Here is a 21598-nt window from a genome sequence, read left to right as displayed (position 1 = left end):
TGCCGGGTGGGATTATAGGGGGTGTTGCCTGATTGTTCGGACGGCGTGTTCCGGTTCGGGGCGACAGTTGCGCTGCCGTTCGCCGAAGACGTCGGACGAGTGCGGTCGGGCGGCGTCCCGTGGCGGTGCGGTCTTGCGGATTTTGGCCGGTGTCATGGGATCGAAGGGAACGTTCCTAAAAGGAGGGATCGGTTATGCGCACTGGAAGACCAGCGTATCTGAGCAGACTGTGGAGGATCGGCATCGGCGCCGTCGCGTCGGTGGCCACGCTCCTGCCGATGGGGGCCGTGGCCAACGCCGCGGAGGAGGGTGCGAAGGGGTCTGCCGCCGCTTCGGCGTCAACGGCTGCCGGTGGTGCCTCGGCCGCCGCCGGTGACATCCCCATCAACGCCACGAATTTCCCGGATGCGGAATTCCGTAAGATGATGACGGGCGAATTTGATGCTGACGGTAGTGGCGTTGTTGGATACGATGAAAATGAAGATGGAGTTCTCAGTCTTTCTGAGAGGAATTCCGTTACCGATATGGATATTCCATCAGATGTTAAATCTGCCAAAGGTATCGAGTTCTTCTCTAATCTTTCCAAACTAATGGTTTCCTCAACCTCTTTGTCCTCTTTGGACGTATCCCATAATTCCAAGTTGAAGGAATTGGATGCGGGCAATGCCAACGGACTGGCTTCCCTGAAGCTAAATAATCCTCAATTGACCACACTTAACGTGATCAATAACCGCCTGACATCATTGGATTTATCGCATACTCCCAAACTGGAGTCATTGGATGTCTCCTTTAATGCCTTAACCTCTTTGGATTTGTCTCATGTGCCCAACCTGGTGACATTGAACGCCATGTTTGATCGACTGAGTTCGTTGGGCCTAACGCATAATTTGCAATTGACGGCATTGGACGTTAGCGGGAATAAGCTGTCCTCATTAGACTTATCCCATAATTCAAAACTGAAAAATTTGGATATTTCTGAAACCCCCATGTCTTCTATAGACTTGTCAAAAAATTCGGAGCTCGTTTCTTTTACGGCTAAAGAAAGTCACATGTCTTCTTTGACGTTTAAGCACAATCCAAAGTTATCGGCTGTGACTGTGACCGGTTATGAAGATCCCAAGAATCCTCGTAACAATCGTAGAGGTCATCTGTCTTCGGTCGATCTTTCAGGAGCTCCTCAACTGACTAAGTTGGATTTAGCTCTCAATCAGCTTTCAAAGATTGATGTATCGCATAATCCGCGGATTCAGGAATTGATTCTTGAGAGAAATTATCTAACGACTTTGGATTTGTCTCGCAATCGTGATCTGCGGCAACTCTATGCCGGTGGTAATCGATTGACGAAGTTGGATGTGTCGCGTAATCCTCTCCTTCAAAATATTGGTGTATATAACAACCGATTGACCGCGTTGGATGTGTCGCATAATTCACAACTTCAGGGGTTGGGGATCGGTAATGATGATTACCGGTATGATGGCTCATCTAATAATCATTTGACTTTTATAGACGTGTCGCAGAATCCCGATCTTGATGGCATTGGGTCATTTGGGGACTATCTTCTTGCTTATCGCGACTCAGGAAAAAAGCCTTCGGGATGGTATATGGGTACTTTTGATAAGCAAAAGCCATATCCAGTGAATGGACGTTCGCTGAATTTGAAGAAGTTGATTCCTCAGTTTGATATGTCGAAAGTGTCAAATATTAAAGGTGGTTCAATCTCACCTGTTGGGGTGATTGCTCCGTCGGCGGGAGCGAAAGCTGGTGCAATTGTGTCTTATGACTACAAAGGCGCACTGGGCACGCTGCATGCCAGTGTGAGCTTCACCATGAAGGGCGCTCCCGCGCCGGTGGTGTACCGTACCGTGGCGTTCAACTCGAACGGCGGCTCGAAGGTCGCCTCGCAGAAGGTCGCCAACGGCGCGAAGGTCGCTCAGCCGAAGAACCCGACCCGTGCCGGCTACGCGTTCGCGGGCTGGTATTACGGCAATGCGAAGTGGGACTTCAACCGCGGGGTGACGGCGAACATCACGCTGACCGCCAAGTGGACGAAGAACGCGACCCCGTCGAAGCCCACGGTGAAGCAGGTGCCCGTCTACCGTGTCTACAACCGTCGGTCCGGTCTGCATCACTACACGACGAACAGGGCGGAGAAGGACATGCTGGTCCGCCTGGGCTGGCGTGACGAGAGCCGCAAGGCCGCCTCGTTCATCACCGTGTCGAAGGACACGCCCGGCGCCCGTCCGGTGTACCGCGAGTACAACCGTCGTACCGGCAACCACAACTGGACGCTGAACAAGGCGGAGCATGACATGCTGGTGCGCCTCGGCTGGAAAAACGAGGGCGTCGCATGGTACGCGCCGTCCAGCGGCAAGAACGTGTACCGCCTGTACAGCCGCAACAGTGGTGAGCATGTGTACACGATGAGCTACGGCGAGTACGTGGCCGTGCAGCGTGCCGGCTGGCGCGGCGAGGGCGTCGCATGGAAGTCGCTATAGCTTCCGCCCTCGCCCCCGCCGGCGGGGGCTGGCTGCCGTAAGGCAGACTGGGGGTGGTGGAACCGCCTTGTGACGGGATTTGGCCACCCTCAGTCTGGCACAGCCGGACAGCTCCCGACGTATCGTGCGACGCATGGGCCCTTAGTGGCCATGCTGCTACGAACAGTCCACTGGACTGTTCGTCCGGCGGGAGCATGAACTTGTCCTCGCCCTCATCAGTCGGCTTCGCCGACAGCTTCCCCCAGAGGGGGAAGCCCGGGGGTGGCTGAATCCCATTCCGTGGCGGTTCGGCCACCCTCAGTCCGGCACAGCCGGACAGCCCCTCGACGTATCGCGCGCCTTACTCTCGCAGCCAATCCATCACGTTGATGGTGCGGATGCCTTCCTGCGTCACTCCCTCGCTGAACCGGTCGAGGGTGAGCACGAGTCTCGGGAACGCGTCGTCGAGCCTACGCAATGGTGCCAGTTCGCGCTCGCGAGTGTGCTCCTCCGTCATGTTCAGCGTGACCTGAATATACTGGCGGTCCGAACCATTCCGGGCCACGAAGTCGATTTCGCCGCCCGGCAGTGCTCCGATGGATACGCTCCATCCCCGTCTGCGCAGTTCCATGTACACGATGCCTTCGAGCTGGGCGCCGCGATCCGCTCCGTTGAATCCATTGGCGAGATTGCGGAATCCGTTGTCGACGGGATAGTACTTGCGCTGCGGTCTGAGCAGCTGCCTGCCGCGGATTCTCGACTGCTCGCAACCGTAGACGATGAACGCCTTCTCCAGTGCATCGATCTGATTGTCGACGGTCGCGTACGTCACCTTCAATCCGGCGCTGTTGAGCGTGTTCACCACGTTGTTGGTGGAGAACAGATTGCCGGACGTCGCGAACAGGTATCGGCTCAGTTTTTCCAGCGTTGCAAGATCCCGGATGCCGTAGCGTCGCGCGACGTCCTTGACCACCACGGACTCGTAGACGGCGTCGAGCACCTCGCCGGCTCTGGACCGGTCCGGTTTTCCGGTGCCGTTCGCGTATAGTCCCGGCATGCCGCCGTACATCATGTATTCGGCGAACCGTTGTTCCTCGCTGACGTCGGGGTGCTTCCGCTCCATATGCGTCGCGTATTCGTCGTAGGACAGTGGATACACGGGGATGGTGACGTAGCGTCCCGTCAGATATGTGGCAAGTTCGCCGGACAGCAGTCGCGCGTTCGAGCCGGTGATGTAGACGTCGGTATCGTCGCGCGTATGCAGGCGGCGAACGACCTGCTCCCAGTCCGGCACGTCCTGGATTTCGTCGAGGAGGACGGTGAACGGACCGGGTTCCGCGGTATCGAAGGCCTGCCGCAAGTCGTCGTACAGATCGGTCGCCGTATAGCCGATGGGGGTGTCGAAGGAGTCGAACCGACGATGGTAGATATTGCGCTCCGGTACGCCCTGTTGCCGCAATGACTGCGCATAGAGATGCAGTAACGTGCTTTTGCCGCAGCGACGGACTCCCGTCAGCACTTTGATTTCAGGAGTGTTCCGATGATCCGTCAGCGTCGTCATCAACTTTTCGCGTGCAATGTAATCTGTCATCGTTAAGCCTCCTTATTTCTAGTGTACTAAAAATAAGACGATAGTGAATCAAGGATCTTAGGCGTGATCACATTCAATGTCATTTCGCAGGAGAGCGAAGGTCTGAAGGTGTGTCGTTTCGGCCGAAGCTGTGTCGTTTCGACCGAGGCCGTGTCGTTTCGGGGGGGGGCTGTCGTCGCTAAGTGGGAATATAGGGGGTGTTGCCTGATCGTTCGGACGGCGTGTTCCGGTTCGAACTGGCAGCTGCGCTGCCGTTCGCCGAAGACGCCGGACGAGTGCGGTCGGGTGGCCTGCCGTGACGGTGGCGAGACCTGCGGATTCGGCTTTCCGTCATGGGGGCAAAGGGGAAACTCCGAAAGGAAGGATCGGTTATGCGCACTGGAAGACCAGCGTATCTGAGCAGACTGTGGAAGATCGGCATCGGCGCCGTCGCGTCGGTGGCTATGCTCCTGCCGATGGGGGCCGTGGCCAACGCCGCGGAAGAGGGGGTGAAGGGGTCTGCCGCCGCTTCGGCGTCATCGGCCGCCGGTGGTGCCTCGGCCGCCGCCGGCGACATCCCCATCACCGCCAAGTACTTCCCGGACGCCGCGTTTCGTGAGGACATAGGCGACAGTGATTACGACAAGAATATGGATGGTCTCCTTGATCCTGCAGAAAGAAATGATGTCACTGAAATAGAGCTTGGTGGGGATGTTAAATCAGCCAAAGGCATTGAGCTGTTTCCCAATCTTTCCGCTGTGAGTCTTAATGCTTTAGGGGGCGGTGCATTAACCTCCTTGGATGTATCCCATAATGCTCAATTGACGGAACTGCATCTAACAGGTGCCCAGTTGTCTTCTTTGGATGTGTCGCACAATCCGAAGCTTCAAACGTTAAGTGTTACAGGTAAAACCGCTTATACGAACGGCAAGCCCCTGTCCTCTTTGGATGTGTCGCGCAACCCGGAACTTCAGGAACTGGAGTTTGAGGGAAATCATTTGTCTTCTTTGGATGTGTCGCACAATCCGAAGCTTCAAACGTTAACGGTCGATAGCAATCGACTAACCTCATTGGATGTGTCGCACAATCCGAAACTTAGTCGGTTGACTGTGGGCAATAATCGTTTGTCTTCTTTGGATGTATCGCACAATCCTGAAATCGATTTTTTACTTGCTGAGGATAATCAGCTGTCTTCACTGAATGTCACTCGCAATCCGCAACTTGCCACGTTAGATGTGGAAAACAACCGCCTGTCTATTGTGGATGTGTCGCACAATCCGAAACTCTCGGATTTCCGTATTGATAATAATCCGTTGCTCAGGCTAGATGTATCGCGCAACCCGGAGTTGTCGTATTTGACGATGTCGAACACAAGAGTCTCTTCTGTGGATCTTTCTCACAATGCGTTGTTGGAGACTTTGGATGCGCGGGGAAGCCAGCTGTATGCGGTGGATGCTTCTCGGACTAGCTTGAAAGCATTCGATGGGTGGCATGGCAATCAAGGCTTAATCAATAATCGCCTGCTTGCTTATCGTGAGTCTCCTAAGCGTGAACAGCTATCGTTGACTGGTCAGCGCGCATTTCCGGTGGATGGTTATTCGTTGAATCTCAGGCAGTTGATCCCGTGGTTTGATCTGTCGAAGGTGTCGAACGTCAGGGGCGGTACGATCTCCCGCACCGGCGTGATCGCTCCCGTTGCGGGCGCGAAGGCCGGTGCCGTGGTCTCCTATGACTACGCGGCCGGCGCCTCGGGCACGCTGCATGCCAGTGTGAGCTTCACCATGAAGGGTGCGCCCGCACAGGTGGTGTACCGTACGGTGGCGTTCAACTCGAACGGCGGCTCGAAGGTGGCCTCCCAGAAGGTGGCGAACGGCGCGAAGGTCGCACAGCCGAAGAACCCGACGCGTGCGGGCTACGCGTTCGCGGGCTGGTACTACGGCAACGCGAAGTGGGACTTCAACCGCGGCGTCACCGCGAACATCACGCTGACCGCGAAGTGGACGAAGAACACGACCCCGTCGAAGCCCACGGTGAAGCAGGTGCCCGTCTATCGTGTCTACAACCGTCGTAGTGGTCTGCATCATTACACGACGAACAAGGCGGAGAAGGACATGCTGGTGCGCTTGGGCTGGCGTGACGAGAGCCGCAAGGCCGCCTCGTTCATCACGGTGTCGAAGGGCACGCCGGGCGCCCGTCCGGTGTACCGCGAGTACAACCGCAGGACCGGCAACCACAACTGGACCCTCAACAAGGCGGAGCACGACATGCTGGTCAGGCTCGGCTGGAGGAACGAGGGCGTCGCCTGGTACGCACCGAGCTCCGGCAAGAACGTGTACCGCCTGTACAACCGCAACTCCGGCGAGCACGTGTACACGATGAGCTACGGCGAGTACGTCGCCGTCCAGCGTGCCGGCTGGCGCGGCGAAGGCATCGCATGGAAAAGCCTGTAGCCTCTGACTCCGCCCCCGCCGGACGAACGATCGGCGATCGTTCGTGGCAGTGCGCCCCGAAGGCGCACGTCGTCTGAACTTTGCCCCCGCTGGCGGGGGCTGTCTGCTCCGCAGACTGGGGGTGGTCAAGTCCCGTCACATGGCGGTTCAGCCACCTCCGGTCCGCCTTGCGGCGGCCGGACCCGACGTATTGTGCGACGTATGGCCCATAGCAGCGGGGGCATGGGCTGGATCGCAGCTTTCGCCGTCACCTCATCCGACCGGCTTTCGCCGGCCACCTTCCCCTCACAGGGGAAGGTTGATTTAGGCGCTTCGGGCCTTCGCTCGCCTGAGTCCTGAAAATGCCGTCGGCATGTTCTTTACGGACTCAGCTTAAGAGGAAGCCGGTCGGGCGGTGCGGCGGTCGGTGCAGTCCTGTCTTGATGGATTGGGGCGCGGAATCCCGGTTTTTGCGCTCCGATCCATCGGAATGTGCCGCTATTCGATGGATTGGAGCGTAAAAACGCCGATATGCAGCGCAATCCATCGCAATTCGGTGACCGTGGTTTTCAGATCATTGAAATCATGCGGTTTCCCGGTACCGCATTTTCGGCAGTCGATGGATTGCAGTGCAGAATCCCGGTTTTGCAGCCGAATCCATCGGAATCCGGCAATATTTGGTGGATCGGAGCGTAAAAACGCCGATATGCGTCGCAATCCATCAGAATCGGCTGACCTTTGATGGCAAGGAACGTGGAATTGCCGATATGCGGTCGAATTCGTCGAAATCCGTCGCAATTTCCGATGCCCGCTGGATTGGAGCGTAAAAACGTCACTATGCGGCCGAATTCCAATGTGTAGTCGAATACATCAGACCATTGGACCGTCGGGAAGTGTGGGACTTCGGGATTCCTCGGTCCTCCCCTCGAGAAAAATCCCTGAGGTCTTCGATGAAAATCTCCGGATCTTCATTGGTTGGCCAAACCGTTCATTATTCACTGGCCCAACCGATCACGAAACCCCTTACTTGGCCTAGGCGTTCACGAACGAGTCGAAAACAAGGTCCTCGTGAACGAAATGGCCAAATAGATGGTTTGGGATGAACGGAATGGCCAAGTAGGGGATCTGTCGATGGCCGGATAGGCGGGTTAGCCAATTAACCTTCCACCCACACCGCCAATTCACACCGCTACCCACACCGTCCCCACACCACCACACCGACAACCCACATCCCCATCACCCCGCACATCACGATCTCATATCATCGTCCACGGTTCGGTCATGCCGGCTCACGCCGAATTGCACCGGTCGCCGACTCGTCGTATAGTTAGGGCAGTCCGAACGACTTCTTGGTTCGGATTTTTCGATGACGAGATGATGTCCGCGGCGAGGTAGTGCTCGTCGTTCCGGCAGATGTATCCCGTCAGAATACCCTGTGATCACACCTCTGGGTCGTGTGGTTGAATCATTGATTCAATCGTCGTTGCGGGTCGGAGTCGCAGGTCAGACGAAAGGCAACACAACGTGGCAGATAGCCAGAATCTTGCAGCTATGAAGTTGGCCGAGCTCAAGGAGCTTGCCAAGCAAATGGGTCTGCGTGGTACCTCAACCATGCGCAAGGGCGAGTTGGTCAGCACCATCGAGGCCGCTCGCAACGGGGGAGAGGCCCCTGCCGGCGTGACCGTGCGCGTGCCGAAGACGGCCGCGAAGTCCACCAAGACGGAGTCCGCCAAGGCTCAATCCGCCAAGACGCGGCCCGCCAAGGACTCGGCCCCGCAGGATCAGCCGGCCGCCGAACCCAATGCCGCTCAGCCCGCTGCCGTTCAGTCTGCCGTCGCCCAGTCCGAGTCGGCCGTCTCTCAGCCGTCTGAGTCGCAGCCCGCCAAGACCGAGTCCGCCCAGCCGACCGAGTCCGCCAAGTCCTCGCTGCCGATTGATCTCCCCCTGCCGATCGCCACCGAGCCCGCGGCCGGCCGCACGTCCCGCAAGCCGGCGCAGAAGCGCGACGCCGAGCCGCTGTCGCTCGCCGATATCGCCCTGCCCGAGCCCAAGGAGGCTCCCGCACGCCGGACCCGCACCCGCAAGCCCCAGCACACCGATGACGGTGCCGGCCGCGGATCGAACCACGGCAACACCGGCACGCTTGATCTGGATCTCGATCTGCCGCGCATCCGCCGCCGCAAGGAGACCGCGCCGGAGCCGGAGACCAACGAGCACGTTCGCGATCTGGGCGATATCCTCGCCGCACTGCCGGACCGTTCCGACCGTCCGGCCGATCGCAACGACCGCAAGAACGGCAAGCGCCGCAACGACGATCGTCATCTCGACCGTTCCGGCCGCGACCGCGAAGGCCGTAACGACCGGTACGAGCAGGACGATGATCGCGAGTTCTCCCGCCGCAACCACAATGATCGCAACGATCGCCGCGGCAACGACCGCAACGATCGCAATGACCGCAACGATCGCCGGGATCGTCGTGACCGTGATCTGCGCGGCGCCCGCAACGATCGCGACGTCCGCAACGACCGGATGCGCGACGATGCGCCGCAGGAGGATCTCGTGCCGGTGGCCGGCATCGTCGACGTGCTCGACTCCTATGCCTTCGTGCGCACCAGCGGCTACCTGCCCGGCCCGAACGACGTGTACGTCTCCATGGGTCAGGTGAAGAAGTACGGTCTGCGTAAGGGCGATGCCGTGCAGGGCACCACCCGTCCGCCTCGCGAGGGCGGCCGCAACCAGCGTCAGAAGTTCGTGCCGCTGCAGTCCATCGAGACGATCAACGGCATGAGCATCGAGGAGGCGCAGAATCGTCCGCACTTCAACAAGCTCACCCCGCTGTACCCGCAGGAGCGTCTGCGCATGGAGACCCAGCCGACCAAGCTCACCGGCCGTCTGATCGACATCGTCTCCCCGATCGGCAAGGGCCAGCGTGGTCTGATCGTCTCCCCGCCGAAGGCCGGCAAGACCATCACCCTGCAGCAGATCGCCAATTCGATCACCGCCAACAACCCCGAGGTCCACCTCATGGTGGTGCTGGTGGACGAGCGACCCGAAGAGGTCACCGACATGGAGCGTACGGTGCAGGGCGAGGTGATCTCCTCCACCTTCGACCGTCCGGCCTCCGACCACACGATCGTCGCCGAACTGGCCATCGAGCGTGCGAAGCGTCTGGTCGAGCTCGGCCAGGACGTGGTCGTGCTGCTCGACTCCATGACCCGTCTCGCCCGCGCCTACAACATCGCCCAGCCGGCTTCCGGCCGCATCCTGTCCGGTGGTGTGGACGCGCAGGCCCTGTACCCGCCGAAGAAGTTCTTCGGCGCGGCCCGCAACATCGAGAACGGCGGCAGCCTCACCATCATCTCCTCCGCGCTGGTGGAGACCGGTTCCAAGATGGACGAGGTGATCTTCGAGGAGTTCAAGGGCACCGGCAACATGGAGCTGCGTCTGAGCCGCGAGCTGGCCGACAAGCGACTGTTCCCGGCCATCGACATCAACGCCTCCGGCACCCGCCGCGAGGAGCTGATCACTCCGCCGGCCGAGCTGGCCGTGATCTACCGTCTGCGTCGCCTCTTCGGCGGCATGGAGCCGGAGCAGGCCTACCAGACCCTCGTGCCGCGTCTGAAGAAGACCGCCACGAACCGCGAGTTCCTGGCGGCGATCACCTCCACGATCCCGCAGAACAAGTAGTCCGGATCCGGATACCGCGGAACGACCGAGAGTCCGCGGTATCCGCCCGGTAATATGGCGGAACCGTTCATGAAGAGACCGAATACGGCCTCCCCGTGAACGGTTCCGCCATTTTTTGGTTGTGGAGATCGATGGTGACCCAGATCGGTTTCGTGTGATACGAGTCGGTCCCGATGGCGTAGACTGGATTAAGAAATCGGTTTCATAAGATGGATCGTGAACACCGAACCAATGACCGAACCGTTGACCGTATCGTTGCCCGTACCGTGACCGTATGATCAGCGGGGTACGTCTCATCGCAAACAGGACTGGAGCATATCATGGGCGATATCACCGTCAACCCCAACGAATCCGCGGTATCCGGTAACGCCGGCACCCCTGCGACCGCCACCGCCGCAGCCGACCTCGCCACCGAACGACTCTCCCGCCGTGCCGTGCAGGCGCATGTGGGCAGCATCCAGCAGATGGCCTACGTGCGGCCGATCCGCTACGAGGAGGGGCGCGCCGGCGGCATGCGCGCGTTCGAGGTCAAGAACGGGCCGATGCGGTTCGTCTCCATGGCCGACAAGGCGCTCGACGTCTCCCAGCTCGAATACCGCGGCGAAAACCTCACCTTCCTTTCCAAACCCGGCCTCAACGGCCGCAACCCGTTCGATACCCACGGCGCCGAAGCCCAGCGCAGCATCATGGGCGGCCTGTTCTTCACCTGCGGATTCGAAAACATCGGCGCCCCCTACACCGACCCCGAAGGGCACGAGTACCCGATGCACGGCCGGATCCGTACCACGCCGGCCGAGCATGTGAGCGCCGACGCCCATTGGACCGACGACGGCGAGTACGTGATCAGCGTCTCCGGCGAGGTGCGCGAAGCCGAACTGTTCGGCGAGAATCTGGTGATGCGCCGCACCATCACCACCGTGTACGGCAGGCCGGAGATCGTCGTGGACGACGTCGTGACCAACGAGGGATTCCGTGACGAGCCGCTGATGTGGATGTACCACTGCAACGCCGGATGGCCGCTGCTCGCCGAGGGAGCGCAGGTGATCATCCCCAGCCGTCATGCCGAGCCGCGCAACGAGGACGCCGCCAACGATACGACGCCGTGGAGCGAGATCGGCGAGCCGGTGCCGAACAAGCCGGAAAGCGTCTTCATCCACACCCTGGCCGCGGATCCGGAAGGACGCAGCTTCGCCGCCGTGATGAATCGGAAGCTGGGACTGGGTCTCTCCGTGGAGTTCGATACGGCGGACTTCCCGTACTTCATGCAGTGGAAGTCCGTGGCGGCCGGCGACTATGTGGTCGGTCTCGAGCCGGCGAACTCCAGCGTGCACGGTCGCGGCTACCACGAGAAGCGCGGCGATCTGCACACCATCGCCCCCGGGGCCAGCGAGCACAAGCGCGTAACGTTCCGCATTCACGAGGGTGCGGCCGCGCTTGACGAGCTCGAGCGCCGCCGCACCGCACTGCTGGCGTAACCGCGCCGTTACTGCCGGGTGTCGCGACGCCGGCCGTAGTTGTCGGCCGTAACCGCCGGCAGTACCCATGGCGGGGTGGAACCCGGGATCTCACAACGTCGTCGGATTCCACAACGGCGTCGGATCCCACCTATCGCCCAAGGTTCGGGATATTCTAGGAACCATGAGCGAACCCGAAAGCAGCGACTGGCTTCGGCCGTCGGACACCCAGACCAATACGAATCCCTCAGCGGACGCCCCGGCGGCCAGAATCGCGGCCGAGACCGGTACCGTGACCGAGTCGGCAGCCGAGACGACGCCGATCAGCGCCGCGGCGATCGCCCGGGCCTCGTCGGTCAGCGACGAGATCGAGGCCGAGAAATCCTCCACCATCGACGCGGAGGAGGCCGCCAAGCACCCCGAAGTGGCCGAGGCGGTGAAGCGCATCGAAGCGCTGCGGCAGACCATCGACAACATCGACGGCGCGGTGATCCACCTGCTGGCCGAACGGTTCAAGGCCACGGCCGCGGTGGGTGTGCTCAAGGCCGGAGCCGGATTCGCCCCGGCGGACTACAAGCGCGAGGACTATCAGATCGCCCGTCTGCAGCGCATCGCCATCGACGCCGGACTGGATACGAACATCGCCGAGATGTACCGCGAATTCGTGGTCACCGAATCGAAGAAGCGGCACAAGCGGATCGCCGACGCCGGGGGAGATCCCGGTGTGCTTGACGTGTTTGCGTGAGACGAATGAAGGGAGACTCCCCAATATGAGGCGTCTCCCTTCATTCGTTATGGCCATGCCTGCATGCCCTAGTCATGCTCCCGCTGGGACTGAAGGCGGTCGGGTTTGACTGCTTGCGCGGTTTGACCACCCCCACCCGGCCTGCGCCGGGAGCCCCCGCCGGCGGGGGCGGTAGCTGAGAGGTTACTTCTTCTTGGGCTTTTTGGCCGGCTGAGCCGTGAAGCGGGGAGTCCAGTGGACTCCCCGTAGGCGATGGGAGCGGCCCTTACGGGACGCGACGGCCGCCGGCCGCTGCTCGTTACTTCTTCTTGGGCTTTTTGGCCGGCGGCTCTCCGAGTTCGCTGGTCTCGATCACCACGGTCTCGGCTTCGGCATCGCCCGCCTCGTCGGAGGCGGCGGCCTCCTCGGCGTGCTTCTCGACCAGATCGAACTTGCCGACCACGCGACCGGCCTGCGCGATGTCGCCGAGCGAGGCGCGGATCGCCTCCACACCCTCCTTCGCGGCGGACAGCGCCACGGAGAGGATCGGGGTCTTCATGGAGACCTTCGCCTCGGACTTGATCTTGCGCAGCTGCTCCACGGCCTTGCCGGCCCATGCCAGCGTCTCGGGGGAGACGCCGGAGGCGGCGACCACGTACGGTTCCGGCGTCGGCCATGCGGCGCGGTGCACGGAGCCTTCGCCGGCGTGCATCCAGCTCCACACCTCTTCGGTGGCGTACGGCAGGTACGGGGCGAGCAGGCGCGCGAAGGCGTCAAGGCCCAGTCCCAGCGCGGTGCGGGCCGACAGCACGGCCTTCTCGCTCGGCACGTTGCCGTGCTCGTCCGGGGTGCCGTAGGCGCGGTTCTTCACCAGCTCGATGTAGTCGTCGCAGAACTGCCAGAAGTAGCTCTCGATGATCTCCAGCGCCTTGGAATGCTCGTAGGCCTCCATGGCGTCGGTGGCGGTGCGCACCACGAAGGCCATCTTGGCCATGGCGGCGCGATCCAGCGGCTCGGTCACGTCCTTCGGGTTCCACACGGCCTCGGCCGGGGCGCCCACATGATGGTTCTCGTCCTCGCGGCCGATGGCCAGCGCGAACTTCGTGGCGTTGAGCAGCTTGATGGCGAGACGACGGCCGATCTTCATCTGGCCCTCGTCGTAGGTGGCGTCGAGGCCGAGTCGGGCGGCGGCGGCCCAGTAGCGCACCGCGTCGGCGCCGAACTTCTTCAGCGGCTCGTTCGGCACGACCACGTTGCCCTTGGACTTCGACATCTTCTTGTGGTCCGGATCGAGGATCCAGCCAGACAGCGTGGCATGGGCCCACGGCAGGCACTTGTTTTCAAGGTGCGCGCGATCCACGGTGCTGAACAGCCAGGTGCGGATGATGTCCTGACCCTGCGGGCGCAGATCCATCGGGAACGTGGCGGCATGCAGCGCCTGGTTCTCCTCGCCGGGCTCCTCCCAGCGGGTCACGATCTGCGGGGTGAGCGAGGAGGTCGCCCACGTATCCATGATGTCCTTCTCGGCGGTGAAGCCGTTCGGCTGGTCACGCTGGTCCTCGGTGTATCCGGCCGGCACGTCCGTGGTCGGATCGATCGGCAGGATGTCCTCGCTCGGCGTGATCGGGTGCTCGTAGTCCGGCTCGCCGTTGGCGTCCACCGGGTACCACAGCGGGAACGGCACGCCGAAGAAGCGCTGGCGGGAGATCAGCCAGTCGCCGTTGAGGCCGTGCACCCAGTTGTCGTAGCGCACGCGCATGAAGTCGGGGTGGAAGTTCAGTTCCTTGCCGCGCTCGATCAGCTCGGCGTTCAGCTTCTCGTCGGTGCCGCCGTTCTTGAGGTACCACTGACGGGAGGTGACGATCTCCAGCGGCTTGTCGCCCTTCTCGTAGAAGTTCGTCATACGCTTGGTCGGCTTCGGCTCGCCGTCCATGTCGCCGGATTCGCGCAGATGCTCGACGATGATCTTACGGGCCGTGAACGTGGTCTTGCCCTCGGTCTCCTCGAAGATCGCGCGGCCGCCCTCGTCGGTGATCCAGTCCGGCACGTTCATCACGATGCGGCCGTTGCGCTGGATGATCGAACGGGTCGGCAGATTCAGGTCGCGCCACCACTCGACGTCGGTCACGTCGCCGAAGGTGCAGCACATGGCGATGCCGGCGCCCTTGTCCATCTCGGCGGCCTTGTGCGCCAGAATCGGCACCTTCACCTTGAACAGCGGGGAGTACACGTACTGGCCGAAGTACGGCTTGTAGCGCTCATCGTCCGGGTGGGCGATCAGGGCGCCGCAGGCGGCCAGCAGCTCGGGACGGGTGGTCTCGATGTAGATCGGGGTGCCGTCCTCGAAGCGGAAGGCGATCTTGTGGTAGAAGCCGTCGTACTCGCGGCTCTCCAGCTCGGCCTGGGCCACGGCGGTCTGGAAGGTCACGTCCCAGAGGCCCGGGGCGTCCTTCTGATAGGCCTCGCCGCGGGCGAGGTTGCGCAGGAACGCCTTCTGGGCCACGCGGCGCGGATGCTCGCCGATGGTGTGGTAGGTCTGCGACCAGTCGATCGACAGGCCCAGCTCACGCCACAGCGCCTCGAACTGCTTCTCGTCCTCGGCGGTGAGCTTCTCGCACAGCTCGATGAAGTTCTGACGGGAGCACGGCACCTGATCCTTGGCCTGGATCTTCTTGCCTTCGGTGCCCTCGAACGGGGGCTTGAAATCGGGATCGTACTTCAGCGAGGTGTCCACGCGCACGCCGTAGTAGTTCTGCACGCGGCGCTCGGTGGGCAGGCCGTTGTCGTCCCAGCCCATCGGGTAGAACACGTCGTAGCCGCGCATGCGCTTGTAGCGGGCGATCACGTCGGTATGGGTGTAGGAGAACACATGGCCCACATGCAGGTGGCCGCTCACGGTGGGCGGCGGGGTGTCGATGGAGTAGACGGCCTTGCGATCGCGGGTGCCGCCGAACTTGTAGACCTGGGAATCGTTCCACTCCTTGGCCCACTTGCCCTCAAGACCCTCGACGCCGACCTTGTCGGGAAGCGCGGTCAGATGCGCGCTGATGATGCCTTCATTCTCGGTGTCAGTCATACGCGCAAGTTTAGGTTCGCGTTGTGACAACGGGTATTCGCCCCTGATCGGCCCTGACCCGCTCCCGTTCGGCCCTGATCACCCCGGTTCAGCCCCGTCCGGCCCCGATCACCCCTTCGTCACGTCCGCCAGCGGCAGACGCCGGTCGGTCATCGTCGCCGGCAGTCCGGTCACACCCCCGCGCTGCGCGGTCAGCGGCCGACGCTCGCACAGCCAGTCCAACGGCGAATCGTCCGAGATCTGCCGGGCCAGCCGCTTCATGGCCGTCTCGTAGGCGCTCGCCGTCCCCGCCTTCTGCGCGCTCGCCCACAGCGCCTGCGCCGCGGGGCTTTCGTAGCCGATGAAGTTCCCGGAATCCATCAGCGTGGCCAGATCATGGCTGTCGTCCATGTCGAACAGCGTGAAATCGTACTGTTTCTTCTCCTGCACGGTCTGCCGCCAGGTCGCGTCGTCCACGGCCTTCACGTCGAGATCCACGTTCATCGGCTGCAGCTGCTGCTTGAGCAGTTCGCCCACCTGCGTGCCGTATCGGCTCGGATAGACGAAGGTGAGCGTGCGTCGGTGGCTCACGTAGAAGAAGTACGCCAAAAGATCGGTGGCCTTCTCGCTGCTGTGCGGGAACAGGGCGTTCAGATCCTCGTATCCGGGCTCCAACGGCGTGAACGGTCCGCCGAGGGTCCGTCCGCCGCTGCCGCCGACCAGCGCATTCGCCAGTGCCGTGCGGTCGATCGCATATCGGATGCCCTGCCGGTATCGCTTGTCGGAGAGGATGGAGTCGGTGCCGTTGTTGAAGCCGAGCACGATCCGATGGGTGCTGTCTCCCTGCCGTACGCTCACCCCGTCGATTCGGCTTAATGCGGTCCGCTGACTTTCGGCCACGGGGGTGATCGCGTCCACGTCCCCGCGACCCAGCGCCGCGACCGCCGCGGTATCGTCCCCATAGTATTTCAGTGTGACCGTCCCGGTCTTCGCCTTCTGCCCCCAATACCGGCCGTTGGCCTTGAGCGTGAGGGACGTGCCGTTCTCCCAGGACTGTACGGTGAACGGTCCGGATCCGATCGCCGTGGTGTCGTAGCTGTATTTCGCGTCCTTGTCGTAGACGATGCCGGTCGGTCCGGCGAGCAGCCACGGCAGATCGGGGTTCGGCTGGCTCAGCGCCACGGTCACGGTGTTCGCGCCGTCCGCTTTTACGGATTTCAGTCCGGTGAGACGGTCCGCCTGTGCGTAATGGTTGCCGATGGTCTGCTGCAGCGACCAGACCACGTCGTCGGCGTCGAGCGCATCGCCGTTGGAGAAGGTCTTGCCGGCGTTGATCGTGAACGTATAGGTCAGTCCGTCGCCGGAGACGGCATAGGAGTCGGCCACGCCCGGCTGGGCGGTGTTGTGCTCGTCGAGGCTTAGCAGGGACTCGTATACGTTGCCCAGCAGCGCCTGCTGGACGGCGGTGCTGCCGGAGTCCGTATTGATGCCGTTCGTGCCGCCGGTGGTGGCGGTGCCGTCGGTGGCGGTGCCGGCCTTGCGGATGTCCAGGGAGGACGGGGCTCCCACCACGCCGATCGTCACCGATCCGCCGGCGTTGAAGCCGCCGAGATCGAGGGGTGCGCGGTGATCGATGATCATGCCGTAGACCACGCGGCCGCAGGTGCCGAGGATCAGCAGCGAAACCAGAAACACCGCGATGGCCTTGATGCCGCCGTGCTGTAATTGCCGCCGTGCCGCCCGGGCCTCCCGCGCCTGACGCCGGGACATCGGGGGAGTGGCCGGGGTCATGACGTCGGCCGATGCAGGATCGGCGGCACCGGCGTCGGGGGTGACGGGTCGGTTGGGTTCTGGAACACTGCGCATGAGTACGACTGTATGCGCACGGCTGGTCGAAAACCGGCCGGTCAGACGGATGGTCCGGTCAGATTGACGGTCCGGTCAGACGGATGGTCCGGTCAGGCAGACGGTCCAGTCAGACTGACAATCCGTTCAGATAGATAGTCCGGTCAGACGAACAGTCCCGCGCTGGGGCAGGTGGCGGCCAGCGGGCAGACCCCGCATTGCGGTCCGCGCGCATGGCAGGTGGACCGGCCGAACAGGATCAGCCGATGGGACAGGTCGGTCCACTCCTCGGGCGGGAAGCAGGCGCAGATCGCCTTCTCGATCTTCACCGGATCCGGTTTCTTCGATCGCCAGTCGGTCCGCCAGCGCAGACGGCCGGTCACCCGCATCACATGGGTGTCGACGGGGAAGCCGGGGATGCCGAACGCGTTGCCGAGCACCACGTTCGCGGTCTTGCGGCCCACGCCGGGCAGGGTCACCAGCTGATCCATGGTGTCGGGCACCCGGGAGTCGAACCGATCGGCCAGGGCGGTGCCGAGACCGATGAGATGCTTGGCTTTCGAACGGTAGAAGCCCAGCGGGCGGATGATGCGCTCCACGTCCTCGGGGTTCGCGTCCGCGTAGTCCTCGGGGGTGGGGTAGGTGGCGAACAGTTCGGGCGTGACGGTGTTGACGCGCTTGTCGGTGGTCTGCGCGCTGAGGATCGTGGCCACCAGCAGTTCGAACGGCGACGAGAAGTGCAGGGCGCATGCGGGGGTGGGGATCTCCTCGCACAGGATGCGATACTCCTCGTGCATGCGGGCGAGACGGGCGGATTTCGTCTTCCTGCCGGATGGGCGTGATGGTTTGCCGGACTGGCTACCGGACGGTGCGGTACTGCGGTGATCGGCCGGTTTCGGCATGACGGTCACCGGATCAGGCCGCGGTGTTTGCCGAGGTGCCCGACGGCTTGCTGGACGCTGCCTCGGCCTTGGCCTTGTCGTCGGCCTCCTCCTCTTCCGGAGGATCGAAACGGTAGCCGACGTTGCGCACGGTGCCGATCAGATGCTCGTATTCGCCGCCGAGCTTGGCGCGCAGACGACGGATATGCACGTCGACGGTGCGGGTGCCGCCGTAGTAGTCGTAGCCCCACACCTCCTGCAGTAGCTGGGCGCGGGTGAACACGCGGCCGGGGTGCTGCACCAGATACTTGAGCAGCTCGAATTCCTTGTAGGCCAGATCGATCGGGTGGCCGCGCAGACTGGCCGTGTAGCCGTTGGTGTCCACCACCAGTTCTCCGGAGCGGATCTGCCCCTCCTGGGTCTGCTCGCTGGTCGTGGAGTTCGTCGAACCGGAGGAGAAGGAGTTGCCGCGTTCGGAGACCAGACGCAGACGGGCCTCGACCTCGGCCGGGCTGGCGCTGGCCACCACCACGTCGGAGATGCCCCACTGGGAGGTGACGACGGTGAACCCGCCTTCGGTGAGGATCAGCACGATCGGCATGGTCAGGCCGGAGGCATGGATCAGACGGCACAGGGTCTTCGCGGTGGCGAGATCGTCGCGGGCGTCGAGGAACAGGATGGTGTTCTCCGGCATCTTCACCAGCGACGCCGCATCCATCGGCAGCACGCGGACGCGATGGGAAAGCAGGGCGAGCGACGGCAGCACGGAGGCGGGATCATCGGCGGATGTCATCAACGTTAAATCTGTCACGGCTGCAAACTCCCCTTAGATGCTGACTCTCGGCCCTCCGTCAAGCGACTGCATTATTGTATCTACGATTTGTGTCGTCGCATTGGCTGCTGTTCGTTACATTTTCACTCATTATTAAACAGGGTTGTGGACGTTGTGATCGTTTTCCGGCAAATGTATCCAAATCGTGAGTCTTTTCGCTGCAAGTCGCGGCCTCGGCTCCGTTCTTTCGCCGGTCTTCGTATACGTGCGTGGCTTTATACTGAGATTCTGACTGATGACGATGTAGGAGATGTCATGGCAAAGCTCAGAAGCTGGCAGAAGACCCCGGCGCCGGAACCCCGCGCGGGCGAGCAGGAGTGGCTCAAGCGGGGGATGACCAAGCATGGTGGGTTCTCCGTGGCCGTCACGCAGATCGCCTCGTACGCGGTGCTGCTGTTCGCGGTGTTCACGCTGGGCACGCATACCGTCAGCGGTCTGATCGGTCTGGGCTTTCTGCTGCTCAGCGGCAGCATGGTGATGCTGGTCGGATGGCCGTTCGAGGGCGAGGCCCGCGAATCGGTGTTCGCCCGCGTGCTCGCCTCGGTGACGTTCCTCGTCGGATTCGGCTATCTCGCGTCGGGGGAGTTCTACACCGACCAGACGTTCCTGCGCTGGGCGGGCTTCCTGGTCATCTGGTTCTGGGTGATGGTGTTCGTCTCGTTCCTGCGGCAGATGATGCGTCGCAACCGCTCCCACCTCATCCGTTCGCTGTCGGTGGGGCTCATGGCCTCGCTGTCCACGCTGGGCGCGGTGTGCTGGATGTTCCTGCCGTCGCTGGTCCGCGATCTTAATGCCGAGCAGACGCCGACCTCCCTGGCGGTGACGGTGATCGTCGTGCTGCTGGCGGCGGCGGTGGCCCTGCTGGCGGCCTCCATCACCTGGTGGAACGGCAAGCCGCGCAAGCTGCCGTTCTCATGGATGGGCATGGGCATGGTGCCGGTGCTGATGCTCGGCTACGGCATCTTCGTGGCGGCGTTCGCCATGCACTTCGGGCCCGCGGTGTTCTGACCGTGACGGTTTGACTGTGATGGTCTGCAATGGTCTGACGGGCCGGAACGGCTTACGGCAGCAGACCCATGTGCTCGAGCAGCACCTTCACGCCGATCAGGATCAGCACCACGCCGCCGGCGATCTGCGCGGGCATCTGCCAACGGGAGCCGAATACGCGGCCGATGTACAGGCCCGCTGCGGAGAACAGGCCGGTGGTCACGCCGATGCACAGTACCGAGGCGATGATGTTGATCTTCATGAACGCGAAGCTCACGCCCACGGCGAAGGCGTCGATGCTGCACGCCACGGCCAGCGGCAGCATATGCTTCCAGTCGAACTGGGCGGTCTCCCGCTCGTTCTCCTCCTCTTCCTCGAAGGCCTCGCGGATCATGTTGCCGCCGATGAAGGCGAGCAGACCGAAGATGATCCAGTGATCGACCGCGATCACGTATTTGCTGAACGTGGAGGCCGCGAAATAGCCGAGCAGGGGGAACAGAGCCTGGAATCCGCCGAACCACAGGCCGGTCTTCAGGGCGTCGACCGGATGGACCTTCGTGACGGTAAGACCCTTGCCGATCGAAACGGCGAAGGCGTCCATGGATACGGATACGGCGATAAGCAGAACTGCGATAATCATGAATGGTGTATGTAGGTTCATCCCCGGTTGCCGAATCGATGCGGAACCACGGTACGGGATGGGCCTCGACGGTTTCCAAATCACCGCCTACGCCTAGGTACTCGCTCGATTCTAGGCAGTGGGGCATACAAAACGCCCGCCGGCGTATGGCACGGCGGGCGTTCTGTCGGATGACTGGTCGGGGATCATCGGATCGTTACGGGACTTTTGATTCCCGATCACTCATTTCCCCGATCGATCACCGTCGCTCACTTCTCGGAGTCGGCGAGGCGCTTGCGGGCCTCCACGATCTCCTTCTCGGCCTGGGCGGCACCGGTCCAGAAGTCACCGGGCTTGACTTCCTTGCCCGGCTCCAGAGCCTTGTACTGCTCGAAGAAGTGCTTGATTTCGGCCTTGTGGTACTCGGAGACGTCGTCGATGTCCTTGATGTTGTCGAAACGGACGTCGGCGGGCACGCACAGCACCTTGTCGTCTCCACCGGCCTCGTCCTCCATGTGGTAGAGGCCGACGGCGCGGCACTCGACGATGCAGCCGGGGAACACCGAATTCGGAATCATCACCAGAGCGTCGAGCGGATCGCCGTCCTCGCCCAGGGTGCCGTCGATGTAGCCGTAGTCATCCGGGTACTGCATCGAGGTGAAGAGGATGCGGTCCAGGCGGATCTTGCCGGACTCGTGATCCACTTCGTACTTGTTCTTGGAGCCGCGGGGGATCTCAACGACCACGTCGAACGTCTCAGCCATGTCTGTCTCCTTTGCGAGTTGACATTGTGTGTTACCGCATCCAAGAATACTCAATGCCCCGGCAAACCGCCCGCGCATGCGTGACTTTGACCCGACTTTGGCGGGACTTCGGGGCCTAAAACCCCGAAATCCGCGATTCGTGGTGCTTTTCGGTCGTTTTTTCGGCTGGAAAACGACCATTTGGCACCGTCAATCGCGGATTTCGGGTGATTCAGCCGGCGAAGTTGGTCTCCGCCGGCGTCAGTGCGTCAGCTCAGTGCGCAGGCCCGCGCAGTAC

Annotated in this window: 13 protein-coding genes; 6 read left to right on the top strand and 7 right to left on the bottom strand. The window is 62.0% G+C overall.

Translation table 11 applies throughout. The annotated features are described in order from the left end of the window. Window positions 1-194 precede the first annotated feature (194 nt). A complete protein-coding gene (locus CSQ87_RS08250; RefSeq protein WP_100513398.1) occupies window positions 195-2495 on the top strand; it encodes an InlB B-repeat-containing protein in 2301 nt (766 codons plus the stop codon). Between the two features lie 340 nt (window positions 2496-2835). Here the strand turns inward: CSQ87_RS08250 and CSQ87_RS08245 are convergent, their stop codons facing one another. Further along, window positions 2836-4065 carry an ATP-binding protein gene (locus tag CSQ87_RS08245; protein ID WP_100513397.1) on the bottom strand — a complete coding sequence of 410 codons (1230 nt, stop codon included), beginning with the start codon at window positions 4063-4065 and terminating at the stop codon, window positions 2836-2838. A gap of 371 nt (window positions 4066-4436) precedes the next feature. On the opposite strand from CSQ87_RS08245, the gene CSQ87_RS08240 reads away from it, so the two are divergent. The 4 genes from CSQ87_RS08240 (at window position 4437) to CSQ87_RS08225 (ending at window position 12359) form a co-directional block, all read left to right on the top strand. Further along, on the top strand, window positions 4437-6494 hold the full coding sequence (locus CSQ87_RS08240; RefSeq protein WP_165776799.1) for an InlB B-repeat-containing protein: 2058 nt from the start codon (window positions 4437-4439) through the stop codon (window positions 6492-6494). A gap of 1503 nt (window positions 6495-7997) precedes the next feature. Next, window positions 7998-10160, top strand: a complete 2163-nt coding sequence (rho, locus tag CSQ87_RS08235) for a transcription termination factor Rho (protein WP_243388889.1) — start codon at window positions 7998-8000, stop codon at window positions 10158-10160. A 320-nt stretch (window positions 10161-10480) separates the two neighbouring features. Continuing rightward, window positions 10481-11635 carry an aldose 1-epimerase family protein gene (locus tag CSQ87_RS08230; protein WP_100513394.1) on the top strand — a complete coding sequence of 385 codons (1155 nt, stop codon included), beginning with the start codon at window positions 10481-10483 and terminating at the stop codon, window positions 11633-11635. 370 nt (window positions 11636-12005) lie between these two features. Then, entirely contained in the window at window positions 12006-12359 is a 354-nt protein-coding gene (locus tag CSQ87_RS08225) for a chorismate mutase (RefSeq protein ID WP_243388893.1), read from the top strand. 298 nt (window positions 12360-12657) lie between these two features. On the opposite strand, the gene valS is transcribed toward CSQ87_RS08225, so the two are convergent. From valS to CSQ87_RS08205, 4 genes are all read right to left on the bottom strand, one after another. After that, a complete protein-coding gene (gene valS / locus CSQ87_RS08220) occupies window positions 12658-15414 on the bottom strand; it encodes a valine--tRNA ligase (RefSeq protein WP_100513393.1) in 2757 nt (918 codons plus the stop codon). A 108-nt stretch (window positions 15415-15522) separates the two neighbouring features. Further along, window positions 15523-17259: an ABC transporter substrate-binding protein gene (locus tag CSQ87_RS08215; protein WP_100513392.1), complete on the bottom strand. Its 1737-nt coding sequence runs from the start codon at window positions 17257-17259 to the stop codon at window positions 15523-15525. Window positions 17260-17402: 143 nt separating this feature from the next. After that, window positions 17403-18035 (bottom strand): endonuclease III, encoded by a 633-nt coding sequence (nth, locus tag CSQ87_RS08210; protein ID WP_100513391.1) that lies wholly within the window; start codon window positions 18033-18035, stop codon window positions 17403-17405. A 118-nt stretch (window positions 18036-18153) separates the two neighbouring features. Then, window positions 18154-18930, bottom strand: coding sequence for a winged helix-turn-helix transcriptional regulator (locus CSQ87_RS08205; protein ID WP_100513390.1), 777 nt, complete (start codon window positions 18928-18930; stop codon window positions 18154-18156). A gap of 276 nt (window positions 18931-19206) precedes the next feature. Between CSQ87_RS08205 and CSQ87_RS08200 the strand changes: the two genes are divergently transcribed. Next, window positions 19207-19959: a hypothetical protein gene (locus CSQ87_RS08200; RefSeq protein WP_100513389.1), complete on the top strand. Its 753-nt coding sequence runs from the start codon at window positions 19207-19209 to the stop codon at window positions 19957-19959. A 52-nt stretch (window positions 19960-20011) separates the two neighbouring features. Here CSQ87_RS08200 and CSQ87_RS08195 read toward each other — a convergent pair whose 3' ends face one another. Both CSQ87_RS08195 and CSQ87_RS08190 read right to left on the bottom strand, forming a co-directional pair. After that, window positions 20012-20578, bottom strand: a complete 567-nt coding sequence (locus tag CSQ87_RS08195) for a manganese efflux pump MntP (RefSeq protein WP_165776798.1) — start codon at window positions 20576-20578, stop codon at window positions 20012-20014. A 248-nt stretch (window positions 20579-20826) separates the two neighbouring features. After that, window positions 20827-21321 (bottom strand): inorganic diphosphatase, encoded by a 495-nt coding sequence (locus CSQ87_RS08190; RefSeq protein ID WP_100513387.1) that lies wholly within the window; start codon window positions 21319-21321, stop codon window positions 20827-20829. Window positions 21322-21598: the final 277 nt, after the last annotated feature.

This window comes from Bifidobacterium simiarum (assembly GCF_002802905.1).
Taxonomy (GTDB): Bacteria; Actinomycetota; Actinomycetes; order Actinomycetales; family Bifidobacteriaceae; genus Galliscardovia; species Galliscardovia simiarum.
This window is presented reverse-complemented; position numbering and strand designations above follow the sequence as displayed.

What these genes read in the sequence shown, in the direction of transcription:
- CSQ87_RS08195 (WP_165776798.1), bottom strand. Translation starts at nt 20,578, where the DNA reads ATGATTATCGCAGTTCTGCTTATCGCCGTATCCGTATCCATGGACGCC.
- nth (WP_100513391.1), bottom strand. Translation starts at nt 18,035, where the DNA reads ATGCACGAGGAGTATCGCATCCTGTGCGAGGAGATCCCCACCCCCGCA.
- CSQ87_RS08245 (WP_100513397.1), bottom strand. Translation starts at nt 4,065, where the DNA reads ATGACAGATTACATTGCACGCGAAAAGTTGATGACGACGCTGACGGAT.
- CSQ87_RS08215 (WP_100513392.1), bottom strand. Translation starts at nt 17,259, where the DNA reads ATGCGCAGTGTTCCAGAACCCAACCGACCCGTCACCCCCGACGCCGGT.
- CSQ87_RS08190 (WP_100513387.1), bottom strand. Translation starts at nt 21,321, where the DNA reads ATGGCTGAGACGTTCGACGTGGTCGTTGAGATCCCCCGCGGCTCCAAG.
- CSQ87_RS08250 (WP_100513398.1), top strand. Translation starts at nt 195, where the DNA reads ATGCGCACTGGAAGACCAGCGTATCTGAGCAGACTGTGGAGGATCGGC.
- valS (WP_100513393.1), bottom strand. Translation starts at nt 15,414, where the DNA reads ATGACTGACACCGAGAATGAAGGCATCATCAGCGCGCATCTGACCGCG.
- CSQ87_RS08230 (WP_100513394.1), top strand. Translation starts at nt 10,481, where the DNA reads ATGGGCGATATCACCGTCAACCCCAACGAATCCGCGGTATCCGGTAAC.
- CSQ87_RS08240 (WP_165776799.1), top strand. Translation starts at nt 4,437, where the DNA reads ATGCGCACTGGAAGACCAGCGTATCTGAGCAGACTGTGGAAGATCGGC.
- CSQ87_RS08200 (WP_100513389.1), top strand. Translation starts at nt 19,207, where the DNA reads ATGGCAAAGCTCAGAAGCTGGCAGAAGACCCCGGCGCCGGAACCCCGC.